Origin of the sequence: Paraburkholderia sp. BL10I2N1, assembly GCF_004361815.1 — a bacterium.
GTDB lineage: Bacteria > Pseudomonadota > Gammaproteobacteria > Burkholderiales > Burkholderiaceae > Paraburkholderia.
The window spans coordinates 2,162,906-2,179,747 of the sequence record NZ_SNWA01000002.1 but is presented as its reverse complement, the minus strand read 5'-3'; the positions used below and the strand labels follow the sequence as shown (position 1 = coordinate 2,179,747).

Annotated in this window: 8 protein-coding genes; 5 read left to right on the top strand and 3 right to left on the bottom strand. The window is 64.1% G+C overall.

Features of this window, described 5'->3' with window-relative positions; genetic code table 11:
- Window positions 1-146: 146 nt before the first annotated feature.
- The 3 genes from B0G77_RS31890 to B0G77_RS31880 form a co-directional block, all read right to left on the bottom strand.
- A complete protein-coding gene (locus B0G77_RS31890; protein ID WP_133665857.1) occupies window positions 147-1,562 on the bottom strand; it encodes a cytochrome c in 1,416 nt (471 codons plus the stop codon).
- A gap of 25 nt (window positions 1,563-1,587) precedes the next feature.
- Window positions 1,588-3,189: a GMC family oxidoreductase gene (locus B0G77_RS31885; protein ID WP_133665856.1), complete on the bottom strand. Its 1,602-nt coding sequence runs from the start codon at window positions 3,187-3,189 to the stop codon at window positions 1,588-1,590.
- A gap of 152 nt (window positions 3,190-3,341) precedes the next feature.
- Entirely contained in the window at window positions 3,342-3,914 is a 573-nt protein-coding gene (locus tag B0G77_RS31880; RefSeq protein ID WP_133665855.1) for a sugar dehydrogenase complex small subunit, read from the bottom strand.
- A gap of 380 nt (window positions 3,915-4,294) precedes the next feature.
- Here B0G77_RS31880 and B0G77_RS31875 point away from each other — a divergent pair, with 380 nt between their 5' ends.
- From B0G77_RS31875 to glgX, 5 genes are all read left to right on the top strand, one after another.
- A complete protein-coding gene (locus B0G77_RS31875) occupies window positions 4,295-4,957 on the top strand; it encodes a DUF1345 domain-containing protein (protein ID WP_208116527.1) in 663 nt (220 codons plus the stop codon).
- Window positions 4,958-5,405: 448 nt separating this feature from the next.
- Window positions 5,406-8,849 (top strand): maltotransferase domain-containing protein, encoded by a 3,444-nt coding sequence (locus B0G77_RS31870; RefSeq protein WP_133665853.1) that lies wholly within the window; start codon window positions 5,406-5,408, stop codon window positions 8,847-8,849.
- Window positions 8,846-12,292, top strand: coding sequence for a maltose alpha-D-glucosyltransferase (gene treS / locus B0G77_RS31865; protein ID WP_133665852.1), 3,447 nt, complete (start codon window positions 8,846-8,848; stop codon window positions 12,290-12,292). Before B0G77_RS31870 ends, treS begins: the two co-directional genes overlap by 4 nt.
- Window positions 12,285-14,495, top strand: a complete 2,211-nt coding sequence (gene glgB, locus B0G77_RS31860) for a 1,4-alpha-glucan branching protein GlgB (protein WP_133665851.1) — start codon at window positions 12,285-12,287, stop codon at window positions 14,493-14,495. Before treS ends, glgB begins: the two co-directional genes overlap by 8 nt.
- A gap of 93 nt (window positions 14,496-14,588) precedes the next feature.
- Window positions 14,589-16,787, top strand: coding sequence for a glycogen debranching protein GlgX (gene glgX, locus B0G77_RS31855; RefSeq protein WP_133665850.1), 2,199 nt, complete (start codon window positions 14,589-14,591; stop codon window positions 16,785-16,787).
- Window positions 16,788-16,842 lie beyond the last annotated feature (55 nt).

The window sequence follows — 16,842 nt, the reverse complement described above, 5'->3', positions numbered from 1 at the left end:
CAAGAGCAGATCCCGTATGCGCGTTGCCTCTCGTTCCAGATCTGCGCAAAGCCGCTAAACATCGTTGCGGCAAAGGATTCGTAAGGGGTCGGTGAGCCGGACCCGGGTCATCCGGCAATCTCTACCCGACGCTCGGGCATCAAAGGTCATTGTTGCGCTACACGCAGCTTCGCAACCTGATCGACGGTCACGCTCGACTGCGGATTGCCGAACTGTTTCGTCACATAATTCGTGATCGCTGCCACCTGATCATCGGTGAGTTCACCGGCGAATGATGGCATCAGCACATCGGCGGTTTTCGTCGTGCGATTGACGCCATGCAGAATGACCATCGCGAGGTTATTCGCTGTCACCGCGCCCACTGTGCTGTTATGAATCAACGACGGATACGCACCCGGCGCACTCGCACCAATCCCCTGGCCGGTCCAGTGATGACACGTCGCGCAGTTTGCGACGAACAGTTGTGCTCCGTTGACGCCGCTGATCTTTGTGCCGCGCAGACTGATGACGTCGTTGGCGGGCTGCCCCCACGTATCGCGCCGACGCACTTCGCCGCCGCTGATCGCGGGCACCGATCGCATGTAGATAGCAACCGAACGAAGGTCTTCGGTGCTCAGGTATTGCGTGCTGTCCGCGACGACTTCCGCCATCGGTCCGGCCGCACCCGCTCGTCCTGGCACAACGCCGGCAGACAGGTAGCTGACCATATCGGCATCGCTCCAGTTGCCGATGCCGCTCGTTTTGTCAGACGTGATATTGAAGGCATGCCAGCCGGCCTGCGTCGCACCTGCAAAGCGCTCGCTCGTCTTCAATCCCTGCGTGAAATTGCGCGGCGTATGACATTCCTCACAATGCGCGAGTCCTTGAACCAGATACGCGCCGCGATTCCATTGAGCGCTCGCTTTCGGATCGGGAACGAAGCGCCCTTCCGTGAAGTTGAACAGATTCCAGAACAGCATCAGCCAGCGCTGATTAAACGGAAACTTCAGGTCATTGCGTGGGGGCGTGTAGTGAACCGGTACGAGCGTATTCAGATACGCACGGATGGCGAGCACGTCACCCTCGGTGACCCTGGTGTATTCAGCATAAGGAAACGCGGGATACAGCCGTTCGCCGCCCTTGCCGATGCCTTCATGCATCGCGCGCAGGAAATCGGCATCCGTCCAGCGGCCGATACCCGTGTCCGGATCGGGCGTGATGTTCGGCGTGTAGATCGTGCCGAACGGCGTGTCGATCGGCAGTCCACCCGCAAACGGGCGGCTTCTGTCCGACGTGTGGCAGGCGATGCAGTCGCCTGCGCGCGCGAGATACTCGCCGCGCTTCACGAGACCCGGCGAAGCGAACGCCGCGCCGCCCTGCGATGCATCCTGCGCGAACACAGCCGTGACCGATGCTTCGCGTTGCTCATCCGGATCGTTCGATGCATGCCACGCGAGGTACAAGGCGAACACAGAGAAAACAGCAGCCAGCGAAGCGATGCGCAGGCGGCCGCGACGCTGAATCTGAATTTGCATCTGTGCACCCGGCCCGGCCGGCTGCACGCGAGACGTTTTATTCGTCATGGTGGCTCTCTCCGTCAGGGTTGGGTCAGATTTCGCGCTTCAACTTGTCGGCTAGCCTCAACGACAGCGCCGCGATGGTCAGCGTGCAGTTCACCGACGCCGCAGTGGGCATCACCGCACTGCTCGCGATGAACAGATTCGGGTGATCGTGCGTGCGGCAATCCGCGTCGACGACCGAATCCGCTGCGTCGCTGCCCATGATCGTCGTACCCATGATGTGATTGTTGGGCGCGAAATTATCGTCGAACGACACTTCAGTGCCACCGAACAGGTTCGCGATCTGCGCGTAGAGTTCGTGCGTGTTCGCCGCACTCTTCTTCACGTAATCGTTGATCGAGTAATAGATCTCCGGCTGCGGAATGCCGAGCGCGTCCTTGTGATCGGCAGACGGAACGATGCGGTTTTGCGGCTCCGCAAGATGCTCATGGAAGCTATTGATGTTCAACGTGCGTGATGCCCGGTCGCGAATCTGCCGGTCGAGTTCAGCGCCCGTCAGACCTTTCTGCAGCAGGTCGGCGGTGACGGACATCGTCGGCACACCGTTCGACAGGTGCAGTTTCTTCGCTGCGTAATTCGAGCGGAATGCGCCGTCGCGGAAGTTGACGATCGACGTCATCTCCATCGGCCCGCGCCCTGGCCACAACGGCTCATTGGCGAGGAAGGTCACGCCGGTGCCCGGATGATCCATCAGGTTGCGGCCGACCTGGTCGGAGCTGTTGCCGACACCATGGGGAAATTTGTCCGACGTGGACATCAACATCAGTTTCGGCGTCTCGATGCCGTTTGCCGCCAGCACGAACAGCTTGCCGGTCACGCGCGTGCTCTTGCCGTTCGGATCCTTGTAGTGCACAGCAGTAACAAGCCCCTTCTCGTCCGACTCGACCCGGTACACCACTGCCTGCGGAATCAGTTTCGCGCCGGCCTGCTCGGCCTTTTCCGCATGCACGACGCCGTTGTACATCGCCGCGATCGGGCAGATCGGCATGCAATTGTTGTTACCGCAACAGGTCGGGCGCGCATCGTACGGACGGCTGTTGCGCGCGACCGGCTCGGGCACGACCTTGAAGCCCTGCGGGTTCAGCACGGCGGAGAAACGCTGGTCCATATACGACAGCGGTAACTGACTCATCGGATAGGGCTTCGAGCGCGGCGAGCCCAGATCGATCGACGTCTCAGGACCGGACACACCCAGTTGCACCTCGGCTGCGAAGTACCACGGCTCGAGCGCTTCGTACGGGATCGGCCAGTCACGGCCGACGCCGTACAGGCTCTTCAGCCTGAAGTCGGAGGGCAACAGGCGCCATGCCGCCGCGGCCCAGTGCCACGTCGTGCCACCGACGAGCCGCACGTACTGCGAGTTGTATGGGTAGTCGCCTTTCTGGATCAGATAGTTGTTCGCGGGGGAGTATTCGGGATGCGGCGCGTAAGGGTTGGAGGGATAGGGCGTTGCGAAATCGGACTTCGTGGGGGAGTTGCGGAAGTTCTCGACGATCTGCCAGCGCGGGATGCGCGGCCCCGCCTCCAGCAGGATGACCGACGCACCAGCGAGCGCCAGTTGATGCGCGACGAGACCGCCCGCCACGCCTGAGCCGACCACGACGATGTCAGCGGAAACTGAATTTGCCATTGCTATCCTCTACTGCTGGCTGATCGGTGCGTCACGTTGTTTAACGTTGATTACCGGAGGAAACGGTTTGCGGGTGCTGTCTGAGTGCGCGCGGACGACGATGCCGTGACCGGTCCATGCACGCCACTCACCTCACTCGTCACTCGAGCCACTCAGGCATTGCCAGGCTTTTGCGTCCAGTAGAACGGCACGTCGCGGCAATACGACGGGATCGTCAGCACGTCCTTCACCGGATCGAACATCAGCGCGCGTTCGTACGCCACCACCTGCACATGAGGCATGTCGCCCACGAGGCCGAGATACCACGCCCGCATGATCGCGCCGACCGCTTTCGCAAGCGGCGGCTGATCGACCTGCAAGGCTTGAATGACGGTATCGGAGGGCACGCCGCCGTGAATTTGCAACCAGCTGTTGAGCGCGGCGACGTTCTGCGGAAACTGGCTGTCGCCTTTCAGCAGGGTGCCGTAGACACGCTGGCCGAGCACCGGGTCGAAGCTGCTGCGACCTGTCAGGTGCTGCGACAGCGCGACAAAGGCATCGAGGCCGCCGCCAGCAGGGGCGTCGGCAAACGCGGGAGAAATGCCCAGCAACCCGAGCGGCTGGCCGAAGCGGCCTGCCATTGTGAAGGCGAGCGCAGCAGCACCTGCACATGCACCGAGGACCCAGGCGCGGCGCTTCGCCGATAGCGGTGCTACAGGTGCGTCGTTCTGACGAACATCTGTCATGGGGGCTCCAGATGATGTTTATGTGTCAGCCTGCACGCGGCAGCGGTCCGGTCACCGCCACTGCTGCCGTCATGCAGGCCGCCTGCCCCAAACCCGGTCCGCGCCGCGTTTTGCGGCCTATGGTTTTGTGGTCCCATGACACGTACATGTCACAGACATCGAACGCGCGGAGGGCGAGAGGCGCCCCGCCTGCAACCCGATCTATCGCTCATCCCTGACACCGGCCTTTCAGTCGAAAGGCCAGTGTCAGGCCGACGCGAAAGACTATAGCTGTCGCGTGACCATTCGACAAATCGCGTCCGAACATAACGGTAGAATCGACCACCCGTTCAACGCCTGCTGCCGACCCGCGAATCCTTCGCAGACAACCTCTTACATCAATGCAAATGAACCTTTATCCGCAGGTGCTTCGCAACCGGCCACGCATGATCATCGGACTGATCGTGGGTGTGCTCGGCGCGTTGCTGATACCCATGACGATGCGCCCCACGGTCCGTGTGCTCGTCGCCTGGGACCTTGCCGTATGGACCTATCTCGCGCTCATCTGGTTCCACATGGCCGTCGCCGATCACAGCAGCGTATGCGATCTCGCCGCGCGCGAAGACGAGAATGCGGGCGTCGTGCTGATCGTGATCTGCGTCGCAACGGTCGCGAGCATCGCCGCGATCGTGCTGGAACTCGCGACGGTCAAAAGCGTGAAGGGCAGCCTCGGTGTGTTGCACTATCTGCTGACCGGCATGACGCTGATGGGCGCGTGGTTCATGATTCCGACCATCTTCACACAGCACTATGCCCGGCTCTATTACGGTCCCGGGCAGACGGAGACGCCGCTCCGCTTCCCCGACCACAAGCTCGAACCGGATTACTGGGACTTCCTGTACTTCTCGTTCACGATCGCCGTGGCCTCGCAAACCTCGGACGTCGTGCTGCGCTCGCGCTCGATACGGCGCGCGGCGCTCGCGCAGTCGGTGCTGTCGTTCTATTTCAACGTCGCGGTGCTCGGGCTGTGCATCAATATCGCCGCCGGGCTGCTTGGCTCGTGACAACCTGACCTGACGTCAAGGCGCGGCATCGTGGCCGCCGCGATTGTTCGAGCGGCGGCGTCCCCGCTCATTTCCCTGCATCCGTGTAAAAGCCGCGCATCGACCGCAGGTTTTACACGGCGCCCCTTCCGCCCCCCCGCCACACTCGCAGGCGCGGCTTTCTGCCGTCTCTCCCGGTTGGCACAGCGTTTGCTGGAGCCCTTCTGTCGACCCAGGCCGGACCCAGGCCGGACCCAGGCCGGACCCGCGCCACCGCCGTCCGGCATGGCCTCGCGAATTCCTTTCAGGCGACATGTCGATCTTTGCACTACATTGACCTGTACGCGCCCTCGCCCGACGCATCCCGGTCAGGCGAAGACACGGCATCCGGCCCTGGAAGCCCAACGAGCGATGTGATCGCACAGCACGTGCATCCACATAGCAGCAGGACGAACCTGGAACACGACCGATGGAACCTCCACACGCTTCCCTTGCGTATGCGCCGCGGATCTATTTCCTTCCCCCCCTTCTCGTCGGGCCGATCGAGGCCTGGGCCGCCCAGTTCGGGCATGCGGCGTCGCTCGGCTTCGATCATGTGCTGATTGGCGCGCCGTTCCGGCCCGGGCGGGCGGGTCACGGTCAGATCGTCGCGGATCATGACCGCCTGCATCCGGTCTTCGATACCCAGCAACCGTCAAGCGAAGCGCTTCACGAGCTCGCCGAAGCTGCCCGCGAGCAAGGTCTCAAGCTGCTGCTCGACATCGTGCCCGATCGCGTCGCCGCCGATGGCAAGCTCTTCAGCGAGCATCGGGACTGGTTTCACCCGTTTGAGCCCGAAGAAGCCCGGCTCGACCCGCGCCATGGGCACCGGGAAGACAACGTCGCGTATGCGAATTTCGCGGCCAATGGACCCGGGGCGCAACTGGTCGACTGGTGGACGCAGAAACTGGTGTCACTCGCGGCGGCTGGCGTCGGCGGCTTTCGCTTCGATTCGCCGCATAGCGTGCCCACCGCCCTGTGGCAGCGGCTCGGCAGCGCCGTGCGCACGCATCATCCCGGCGTGCGTTTTCTGGCCGCCACGCCCGGCCTTGCCCGCCACGATCTGCTGGCGCTCGAAGGCGCGGGCTTCGACAGCGTGTTCTCGTCGGTACGCTGGTGGGACTTCCGCGCCGCCTGGCTCACCGAAGAACACGCGACGCTCACCCGGGTCGCCAGCCCCATCGCGTTCCCCGAAGCGCCGTACGGCACGCGGCTCGTGGCCGACCTCGCCGACATACACGATGCGGGCGCCGTCGAGCGGACGTACCGGCGCGCCCTGAATGCCTCCGCGGCGGTCGGCACCGGCTGGCTGATGCCGATGGGTTTCGAATACGGCCTCGCGCTGCCGATGTCATACACGCGCGGCAGCGAAGCCGACTACGCGTCTGCACGGCAGTCGGCGCGCTTTGACCTGTCGAAGGACGTCACACACGCGAACGCGCTCCAGCGCGACGTGCAGCCGCTCGCCACCGTCGGCGAACTGCGCGCGCTGAGCGGCCCCGGCGCGCCGGCTACCGTGCTGCTGCGCAGCAACCGCGCCGATCTGCGCGACGCCAGCCAGGCCGTGCTGATCGTCGTCAATCCCGATCGCGATGTCCCGGTGCATGTCGACCCGGCGGGTTTCCTCGACGGCGTACCGGGAAACTTCACCCGCTTCGTCCCGCTCGACGCGGATGCCCGCAGTGCCCCCGGCTCGCTGCAGCCGTTCACGCTGAAGCCCGGCGCGTGCCGCCTGTTCGGCGCGGAGCCGGAAAACGCTGTCGTGCTCGCCCCGCCCATCGACAAAGCGACCAGCAAGCACAGCGCCCACAAATCGGTGATGGACGCGATCGCCGCGCCGCGCGTGGCGATCGAAAGCGTGAGCCCGTCGTGCGACGGCGGGCACTTCCCGGTCAAGCGGGTGGTGGGCGAGCGCGTCGAGGTGAAAGCGGCGATCTTCGCCGAAGGCCACGACAGGATCGCGGCCGCCGTGATCTGGCGCGCCGCCGACGAAACCGCCTGGCAAGAAGCACCCATGCACCCGGCAGAGCCTCCCGGCCTCGATCTGTGGGCAGCACGCATTCCACTCGAACGCCTCGGCCGCCACGAATTCACGGTGATTGCGTGGCGCGACGACTTCGCATCGCTCGTCGAGCACGTGCAGAAGAAGCTGAAAGCCGGGCAAACCGTCGAACTCGAAATCGAAGAGGCGAGCCATCTGTTCGCGCTGGTGCTGGCGGAGGTCGAGACGGCAGGAGGCGCGCTCACCGAGCCGCTCGAGCATATCGTCAAGGAATTCGCCAGGTCCGATGCGGCCGGCCGCGTCGAACTGCTGCTCGCGCCCGCCACAGCGCGCGCGGTCATGGCCGCGCGCCATCGGCCGTTTCTCGCGCGCGATCCGGTCGTCTACCGGATCGAAGCCGAGCGGAGCGCGGCGCGCTTTGCGAGCTGGTATGAGATCTTCCCGCGCTCGATGAGCGACGATCCGAACCGGCACGGCACCTTCGCAGACGTCATCGCCAAACTGCCGCGCATCCGCGACATGGGCTTCGACGTGCTCTATTTCCCGCCGATCCACCCGATCGGCGTCACCAACCGCAAGGGCCGCAACAACACGCTGAACGCCCAGCCCGGCGACCTGGGCAGCCCCTACGCGATCGGCGGCAAGGAAGGTGGTCACACCGCGGTGCATCCCGAACTCGGCACGCTCGACGACTTCAGCACGATGCTTGCCGCCGCGCATGAACACGGTCTCGAAATCGCGCTGGACTTCGCCATTCAATGCTCCCCCGACCACCCGTGGCTGAAGGAGCATCCGACATGGTTCGCGTGGCGCCCCGACGGCACGCTGCGCTACGCGGAAAATCCGCCGAAGAAGTATCAGGACATCGTGAACCCGGATTTCTACGCACACGACGCGAAGCCGGGGCTGTGGCTTGCGTTGCGCGAAGTGATCCTGTTCTGGATCGAAGCGGGCGTGCAGATCTTCCGCGTCGACAATCCGCACACGAAGCCGCTGCCGTTCTGGGAGTGGATGATCGCCGACGTCCGAGCGCGCCACCCCGACACGATCTTCCTGTCGGAAGCGTTCACACGGCCGCGCATGATGTATCGCCTCGCGAAGGTCGGCTTCTCGCAGTCGTACACCTATTTCACGTGGCGCGAATCGAAGCGCGATTTCACCGACTACCTGACCGAACTGACGCAAAGCAACGCGCGCGAGGTGTACCGGCCGAATTTCTTCGTCAATACGCCGGACATCAATCCGCGTCATCTGCAGTCGTCGGGGCGCGCGGGCTTCGTGATTCGCGCGGCGCTCGCCGCAACGCTGTCTGGCCTGTGGGGTGTCTACAGCGGCTTTGAACTGTGCGAGGCGGCCGCGCTGCCGAACAGCGAGGAATATCTCGACTCCGAGAAGTACCAGCTGCGTGCGTGGGACTGGCATCGGCCAGGCAACATCGTCGGAGAGATTACGGCGCTCAACCGCATCCGCCGCGCGAACCCTGCCCTGCACACTCATTTGAACGTCACGTTCCTGCCCGCGCACAATGAACATATCCTGTTCTTCGAGAAAGCGACCGAGGTGCGCGACAACGTGATCATCGTCGCGATCAACCTCGATCCGTTCAACGAACAGGGCGCGGATATCGAGCTGTCATGGGCGACGTTCGCGCACTGGCATCTGCACGATCAGGCGGCGATCGAAGTCGTCGACCAGATGACCAGCGAGCGCTTCGAATGGTACGGCCGATGGCAGCACATACGGCTCGACCCCGGCGTGCGGCCGTTTGCGATCTGGCGCATCGCCCCCACCGGCGGGCTGCCACGCCCTATTCCCGAGCCCGCCAGCGAGACGGACATCGGGTTCGACTCTCCGAATGAAGGTGCGATATGAAACGCGACGATTCTCCCGAGGGCACCTCGCACGCGCACACGAGCGCCGCGGCATCGCCCGGCGACAGCGCGAAAGCGGCCAAAAGCGTGGCGCGGCGCGGCAAACCGTCGGCCCTGCACGACGATCCGCTCTGGTACAAGGACGCAATCATCTATCAGGTGCACATCAAATCGTTCTTCGACGCGAACAACGACGGCGTCGGCGATTTTCCGGGGCTGATTGCGAAGCTCGACTACATCGCCGAACTCGGTGTCGATGCGATCTGGCTGCTGCCGTTCTATCCGTCGCCGCGCCGCGACGACGGCTACGACATCGCCGACTACCGCAATGTGCATCCGGATTACGGCAGCCTGTCCGACGTCAAGCACTTCATCCAGGAAGCGCATGCGCGTGGCCTTCGCGTGATCACGGAACTGGTCATCAACCACACGTCGGATCAGCATCCGTGGTTTCAGCGCGCGCGGCGCGCGAAACCCGGTTCGAACCATCGCAACTACTACGTATGGTCCGACACCGACCAGAAATACATAGAGACGCGGATCATCTTCATCGACTCGGAGCCGTCGAACTGGACCCACGATCCCGTCGCGGGCGCGTACTTCTGGCACCGCTTCTACTCGCATCAGCCCGACCTGAATTTCGATAATCCCGCCGTGCTGCGCGAGGTATTGCATGTCATGCGCTTCTGGCTCGACATGGGCATCGACGGGCTGCGGCTCGATGCGGTGCCGTATCTCGTCGAACGTGAAGGCACGAACAACGAGAACCTGCCGGAGACGCACGCCGTCCTCAAGAAAATCCGCGCGACTATCGACGCCGAATATCCGAACCGGATGCTGCTCGCCGAAGCGAACCAGTGGCCGGAGGACGTGAAGGAATATTTCGGCGACGAAGACGAATGCCATATGGCGTTCCACTTCCCGCTGATGCCGCGCATCTACATGTCGATCGCGAGCGAAGACCGCTTCCCGATCACCGACATCATGCGGCAGACGCCGGACCTCGCCGAATCCAACCAGTGGGCAATTTTCCTGCGCAATCACGATGAACTCACGCTCGAGATGGTCACCGATTCCGAGCGCGACTATCTGTGGAATACCTACGCAAGCGATCGCCGCGCACGGCTGAACCTCGGTATTCGCCGGCGCCTTGCGCCCTTGATGGAGCGCGACCGTCGCCGGATCGAACTGATCAATTCGCTGCTGCTGTCGATGCCCGGTACGCCCGTCATCTATTACGGCGACGAACTCGGCATGGGCGACAACATCCACCTCGGCGACCGCGATGGGGTGCGCACGCCGATGCAATGGTCGTCGGACCGTAACGGCGGTTTTTCGCGCGCCGATCCCGAACAGCTCGTTCTGCCGCCTGTGATGGGTGCGCTGTATGGCTTCGATGCGGTCAATGTCGAAGCGCAAAGCCGCGATCCGCATTCGTTGCTGAACTGGACGCGCCGCATGCTCGCCACCCGTCGCGCGAAACAGGCGTTCGGTCGTGGCGGCATCCGCTTCCTGAAGCCGGAGAACCGCAAGATCCTTGCGTACCTGCGCGAAATGCCGGGCGAACCGGCGATCCTGTGCGTCGCCAATCTGTCGCGTGCGCCGCAGGCCGTCGAACTCGATCTGTCGGAATTCGCCGGTTCGGTGCCGATCGAGATGACAGCCGACTCCGTATTTCCCGCGATCGGCCAGCTCACCTATCTGCTGACGTTCCCGCCATACGGTTTCCTGTGGTTCCTGCTCTGCTCGGGTGGCCAGCGCCCGACATGGAGCCAGGCGCAACCCGAGCCGCTGCCCGAATTCGTCACGATCGTGATCCGCGAAGGGCAAACCGGAGCGACACCCGAAAACGTCCGCCTGCTCGAATCGGAAGTGCTGCCGTCCTGGCTGAGCCGCCGCCGCTGGTTTGCGTCGAAAGACCAAAAGATGGGCGCGGTGCGCCTTGCCGCGCTGACCACGATCCCCAACGGAGGCTTCGCGTTCACCGAAATCGAGGTGGACGTCGCCGACCATACCGAGCGTTACGTGGTGCCCATTGCGATTACATGGGGCACCGACACCACGACGCCGCTCTTCATGCAACTCGCGCTGGCGCGCGTGCGCCGCGGCCGCAACGTCGGGCACCTGACGGACGCGTTCTCACTGCCTCTGTTCGCACACGGCGTGCTGCGCAAGATGCGTGAGGGCGCGGCCGTCCCGACTGTGCAGAAGAGCGAAATCCGCTTCGTGCCGACCGAGCGCTTCGACGAACTCCGCGACCTGGGCGAAATGCCCGAAATCCGCTGGCTTGCCGCCGAGCAGAGCAACAGCTCGCTCGTGATTGCGGATGCGGCCGTGCTGAAGCTGGTGCGCCGGCTGGTCGACGGCGTCCATCCGGAAACGGAAATGAGCCGCTATCTGACGGAGATCGGCTATCAGAACACCGCCCCGCTCTATGGCGAAGTCGTACGGGTCGATCCGGCGGGCGTGCCGCATACGCTGGCGATCCTGCAAGGCTTCATCGACAACCAGGGCGACGCGTGGAACTGGGCGCTCGACTATCTGCGCCGCTCAGTCGATGAACTCGCGCTGGCGATCGAAGGCAACGAAGCGTCGTCGGACCGCGCTAACGAGGAAGAAGCCATCGAAGGCTATTGCGCGCTTGCCGGCACCATCGGCAAACGGCTCGGCGAACTGCACGTCGCGCTGGCGTCGCCTTCGGACAAACCCGCCTTCGCTCCTGAGCGGGCGACGGCGGAACAGGTCAAGGCGTGGACGGATGGCACGGAGTCGATGCTCGCCGCTGCGCTCGACGTCCTTGGCGAAAGGCTCGACCATCTCGCCGACGACATCCGCGAACTCGCGCAGAGCCTGCTCGACCGCCGCACCGCGTTGACGGCCGCCGTCGCGCAACTCGTGCCGCCGGAAGCGAATGCGCTGCGCATCCGCATTCATGGCGATTTCCATCTGGGCCAGGTGCTGGTAGCGCAGGGCGACGCCTACCTGATCGACTTCGAAGGCGAACCGGCGCGCACGCTCGAAGAGCGGCGCATGAAGTCGAGTCCGCTGCGCGATGTCGCGGGCCTGTTGCGCTCGCTGTCGTATGCAAGTGCCGCGGCGCAATCGACCACCGAAAACGCGCCGCAGCAAACCGCCGATCGCAAACGTGCTCTTTTCGACCGCTTCCGCGGCTATGCGGGCGAGGCTTTCCTCGAACAATACCGCGCAGCGGTGGCGGACTCCCCGCAACCACTCGTTGCACCCGACTTCGAGGAAGCCTTGCTCAATCTGTTCCTGATCGAAAAAGCCGCCTACGAAATCCGCTATGAAGCGGCCAACCGGCCCACATGGCTCGGTCTGCCGGTACGCGGACTGGCCTCGCTCGCGAGCCGTCTGCTCGGCGACACGGGAACGCCGCACGACGCACCGGCGTCTGGCCCGAAGGCCGGAGGCGACGATGAATGATCGCGACCCGACCATCGGTCTGAGCCCGCTCGACATCGATGCGCTCATCGAAGCCCGCCATCCCGATCCGTTCTCGCAACTCGGCCTGCATTACACCGACGCCGGGCCGGTCGTGCGCGTCCTGCTGCCGAACGCATCGCACGTGACGGTGATCGCGCGCGACGACGGCCGCACGCTCGGCGAACTCGCAACGATCCGCTACGGGCTCTTCGCGGGGTTCGTCACCGAAGCGGTGCCGTACCTGCTGCGCGTCGACTGGCACGGCACACCGCAGGAAATCGAAGACACCTACTCGTTTGGCAACGTCCTGTCCGACGAAGCATTGACGCGGCTGTCGCATGGCGATCCGTACGCAGTGCTCGAATGTCTCGGGTCGCGGCCAGTCACGCACGACGGCGTGCCAGGCGTGCGCTTCGCGGTATGGGCGCCGAATGCGCGGCGGGTCTCGGTGGTGGGCGACTTCAATTCCTGGGACGGACGCCGCCATCCGATGCGTCTGCGTCATCATGGGGGCGTGTGGGAACTGTTCGTACCGCGCGTCGGCGCGGGCACACGCTACAAGTACGAAATGCTGACGCGCGATGGCCACCCGCTGCCGCTGAAGGCCGATCCCTGTGCGATGCAGACCGAGCGGCCACCTGGAACAGCGTCCGTCGTCGCACACGTCGACGAGGTCGAGCAGTTCGCGTGGACCGACGGCGCGTGGATGCAGTCGCGTGCGGGCAGGCAGACCCCGCAATCGCCGATCTCGATCTACGAAGTGCATGCGGAGTCGTGGTTGCGCGTCGCGGAAGAAGGCCGGCGCGGCCTGACCTGGTCCGAACTGGCGGACCGGCTGATTCCGTACGCAAAGGGTATGGGCTTCACGCACCTCGAATTCATGCCGATCGCCGAACATCCGTTTGGCGGCTCATGGGGCTATCAGCCGCTCTCGCAGTTCGCGCCCTCGGCTCGCTTCGGCCGGCCTGAAGCGTTCGCCGACTTCGTCAACCGCACGCACGAAGCGGGGCTTGGCGTCATTCTCGACTGGGTGCCGGCGCACTTTCCGAACGACGCTCACGGGCTCGTCGAATTCGACGGCACACCGCTGTACGAGCATGCCGATCCGCGCGAAGGCTATCACCAGGACTGGAACACAATGATCTACAACCTCGGCCGCAACGAGGTGAGCGCGTTCATGGTGGCATCCGCGCTGGCGTGGTTGAAGCGCTATCACGTCGATGGTCTGCGTGTCGATGCGGTTGCGTCGATGCTGTATCGCGACTATTCGCGCGCCGCCGGCGAGTGGGTGCCGAACATCTACGGCGGCCGGGAAAACCTCGAATCGATCGCCTTTCTGAAGCGCCTGAATCATGAGGTCCGCCACATGCCTGACGTGCATGGCGCAATCACGATCGCGGAAGAATCGACGGCATGGCCTGGCGTCACGGCGCGCATCGAAGACGGTGGCCTGGGGTTCGACTTCAAATGGAACATGGGCTGGATGCACGACACGCTCCACTACATGCATGAGGATCCGGTCCACCGGAACTACCACCATCACAGCATGACGTTCGGCATGGTCTACGCGTATTCGGAGCGCTTCGTGCTGCCGCTTTCGCACGACGAAGTCGTGCACGGCAAGGGGTCGCTGCTCGGCAAGATGCCGGGTGACCGCTGGCAGCGCTTCGCGAATCTGCGTGCGTACTTCGGTTTCATGTGGACGCATCCGGGCAAGAAGCTGCTCTTCATGGGCGGCGAATTCGGACAGATGGCCGAGTTCGATCACGATCAGTCGCCGCACTGGCATCTGCTCGACGACCCGCTGCATCACGGCGTACAGAGGGTCGTGCGCGACCTGAACCGCCTCTACGACGAAGAGCCTGCGCTGCACATGCTCGATAGCGACCCCGGCGGCTTCGAATGGCTGATCGGCGACGACAGCGGCAACAGTGTGTTCGCGTACCGGCGCGTCGATGGCGCGGGGCGCGAACTCGTCGCGGTCTGCAACTTCACGCCGGTGCCGCGGCTCGGCTATCGCATCGGCGTACCGCGAGCCGGACGGTGGAGCGAAGTGTTCAACAGCGACGCGAGCGTGTATGGCGGTTCCAACCTCGGCAACAGCGGGCTCATTTATACGGAGGAAGTCGCGAGTCACGGCAAACCGCAATCGGCCGTTCTGGTGCTGCCGCCGCTCGCCACGATCATCCTGCGGGCGGACTGATGTCGCCCGGCACGCGCCGCGCTCAGCGCGGCTCGGGTGCGTACCCGCCGGGACTTCCCGATAACGAACGAATCAGAACAAGGAACGGGAAACATGTCGCATGCATTGCCCGACCGGCTGTCGCCGGGCTCACCCTATCCGCTCGGCGCAAGCTGGGACGGTCTCGGTGTGAACTTCGCCGTGTTCTCGGCGCACGCGCATCGGATGCAACTGTGTCTGTTCGATCCCACCGGCCGCAAGGAACTGACCCGCTTCGACCTGCCCGAAAATACCGACGAGGTGTGGCACGGCTATCTGCCCGGCGCGCATCCGGGCACCGTCTACGGGTTTCGCGCGGACGGTCCTTACCAGCCGCAGCACGGCCACCGCTTCAATCCGCACAAGCTCCTGCTCGACCCATACGCCCGCAAGCTCGTCGGCCAGTTCCGCTGGTCGGATGCGCTGTTCGGGTACCGCGTGCATTCGAACCGGCTCGACCTGTCGATCGACCGTCGTGACTCGGCGCCGGCGATGCCGAAATGCGTCGTGATCGACGAAGCTTTCGACTGGTCGCACGATGTGCGGCCGAATACCCCCTGGGGTGAATCCATCGTCTACGAAGCGCATCTGCGCGGCGTCTCGATGCTCCGCCCCGATCTGCGCCATCACGAACGCGGCACGTTCGCCGCGCTCACCGCGCCCGAGTTCATCGACCATCTGCTGAGGCTCGGCGTCACCGCTGTCGAACTGCTGCCGGTGCATGCATTCCTCAACGACCGCTTTCTCGTGAGCCGCGGCCTGCGTAACTACTGGGGCTACAACACGGCCTCGTTCTTCGCGCCGGAGCCGTCGTATCTGTCGATGCATCGTCTCGACGAAATGCGCATCGCCGTGCGCCAGCTACATGCGGCGGGTATCGAGGTGATTCTCGACGTCGTCTACAACCACACCTGCGAAGGCAACGAACTGGGCCCGACCGTCTCGTGGCGCGGCCTCGACAACGCCAGCTACTACCGGCTGATTCCGGGCGACGAACGGCATCACATCAACGACACCGGCTGCGGCAACACGCTGAACATGCCCCATCCGCGTGTGCTGCAGATGGTGATGGATTCGCTGCGTTACTGGTCGACGGCGTTCAACATCGACGGCTTCCGCTTCGATCTCGGCGTAACGCTTGGCCGCGAGTACAGCGGCTTCGATCCGGGCTCCGGCTTTTTCGATGCGGTCCGTCAGGACCCGGTGCTGTCGCAGCGCAAGCTGATTTCCGAACCATGGGACATCGGCCCGGGCGGCTATCAGCTCGGCAACCATCCCCCTGGCTTCTCCGAATGGAACGATCGTTTTCGTGACACGGTGCGCCGTTTCTGGCGCGGCGACGCCGGCCTGCGTCCCGATCTCGCGGCGCGCCTGACCGGCTCCGCCGACCTCTTCAACCGGCGCAGCAGAAAACCCTGGGCGTCGGTGAATTTCGTGGCGTCACACGACGGCTTTACGCTGGCCGATCTGGTCTCGCACGAGCAGAAGCACAATGAGATAAACGGTGAAGACAACAACGACGGCCACAACGAGAACTGCAGTTCGAACTGGGGTGTCGAAGGTCCGACCGACGATCCGGACATCGTCGAAACGCGCGCACGCGTAGCGCGCTCGATGTTCGCGACGCTCTTCACGGCGCTCGGCACACCGATGTTTCCTGCTGGCGACGAGTTCGGCCGCACCCAGCAGGGCAACAACAACGCCTACTGTCAGGACAACGAGTTCTCCTGGCTCGACTGGGAGCGCGCGACGTTGCCAAGCGGTGCGCGGATGACGGAGTTCGTCGCGCGCGTGATTGCGCTGCGCAAGCAGCATCCGCTGCTGCGCGAGACGCGCTTTCTGTCCGGCGACCATGAAGTGCTGCCCGGTCTCTACGATGTGGGCTGGTTCGATGAACGCGGCGAGCCGTTGACGATCGAAGCGTGGCAGGACCCGGAAGGACGCGCGCTCACGCTGCGGCGCGCGGGTCCGGATCTGAGTGACCAAACGGAAGTATTGTTGTTGATGTTGAACGCGAGCGGCGAGGCGCTGACGTTTACCCCGCCTCCGCCGCACCTGGAATGGAATGTGCTCCTCGACACGGCTAATCCGGACGCGCCGCCGCGTCCGTTGACGACCCCCGTGCTGGACGTGGCTGCCCACGCGCTCGTCATAGTGGCTGCGCTGCCTGTCGGCGATGCGGACTGGCAGGCTGGCTGGCGTGCGGGCGCGCAGTACGGCCCGCGCCTCTTGACCGCGCTGCCGCCCGACCCCGGCACGCAGACGCACGATTGAGCTGGAGCGCAGGCACCGCGTGAGAGGCCCGATGGCGGGCCCGGTTGTCCAACCG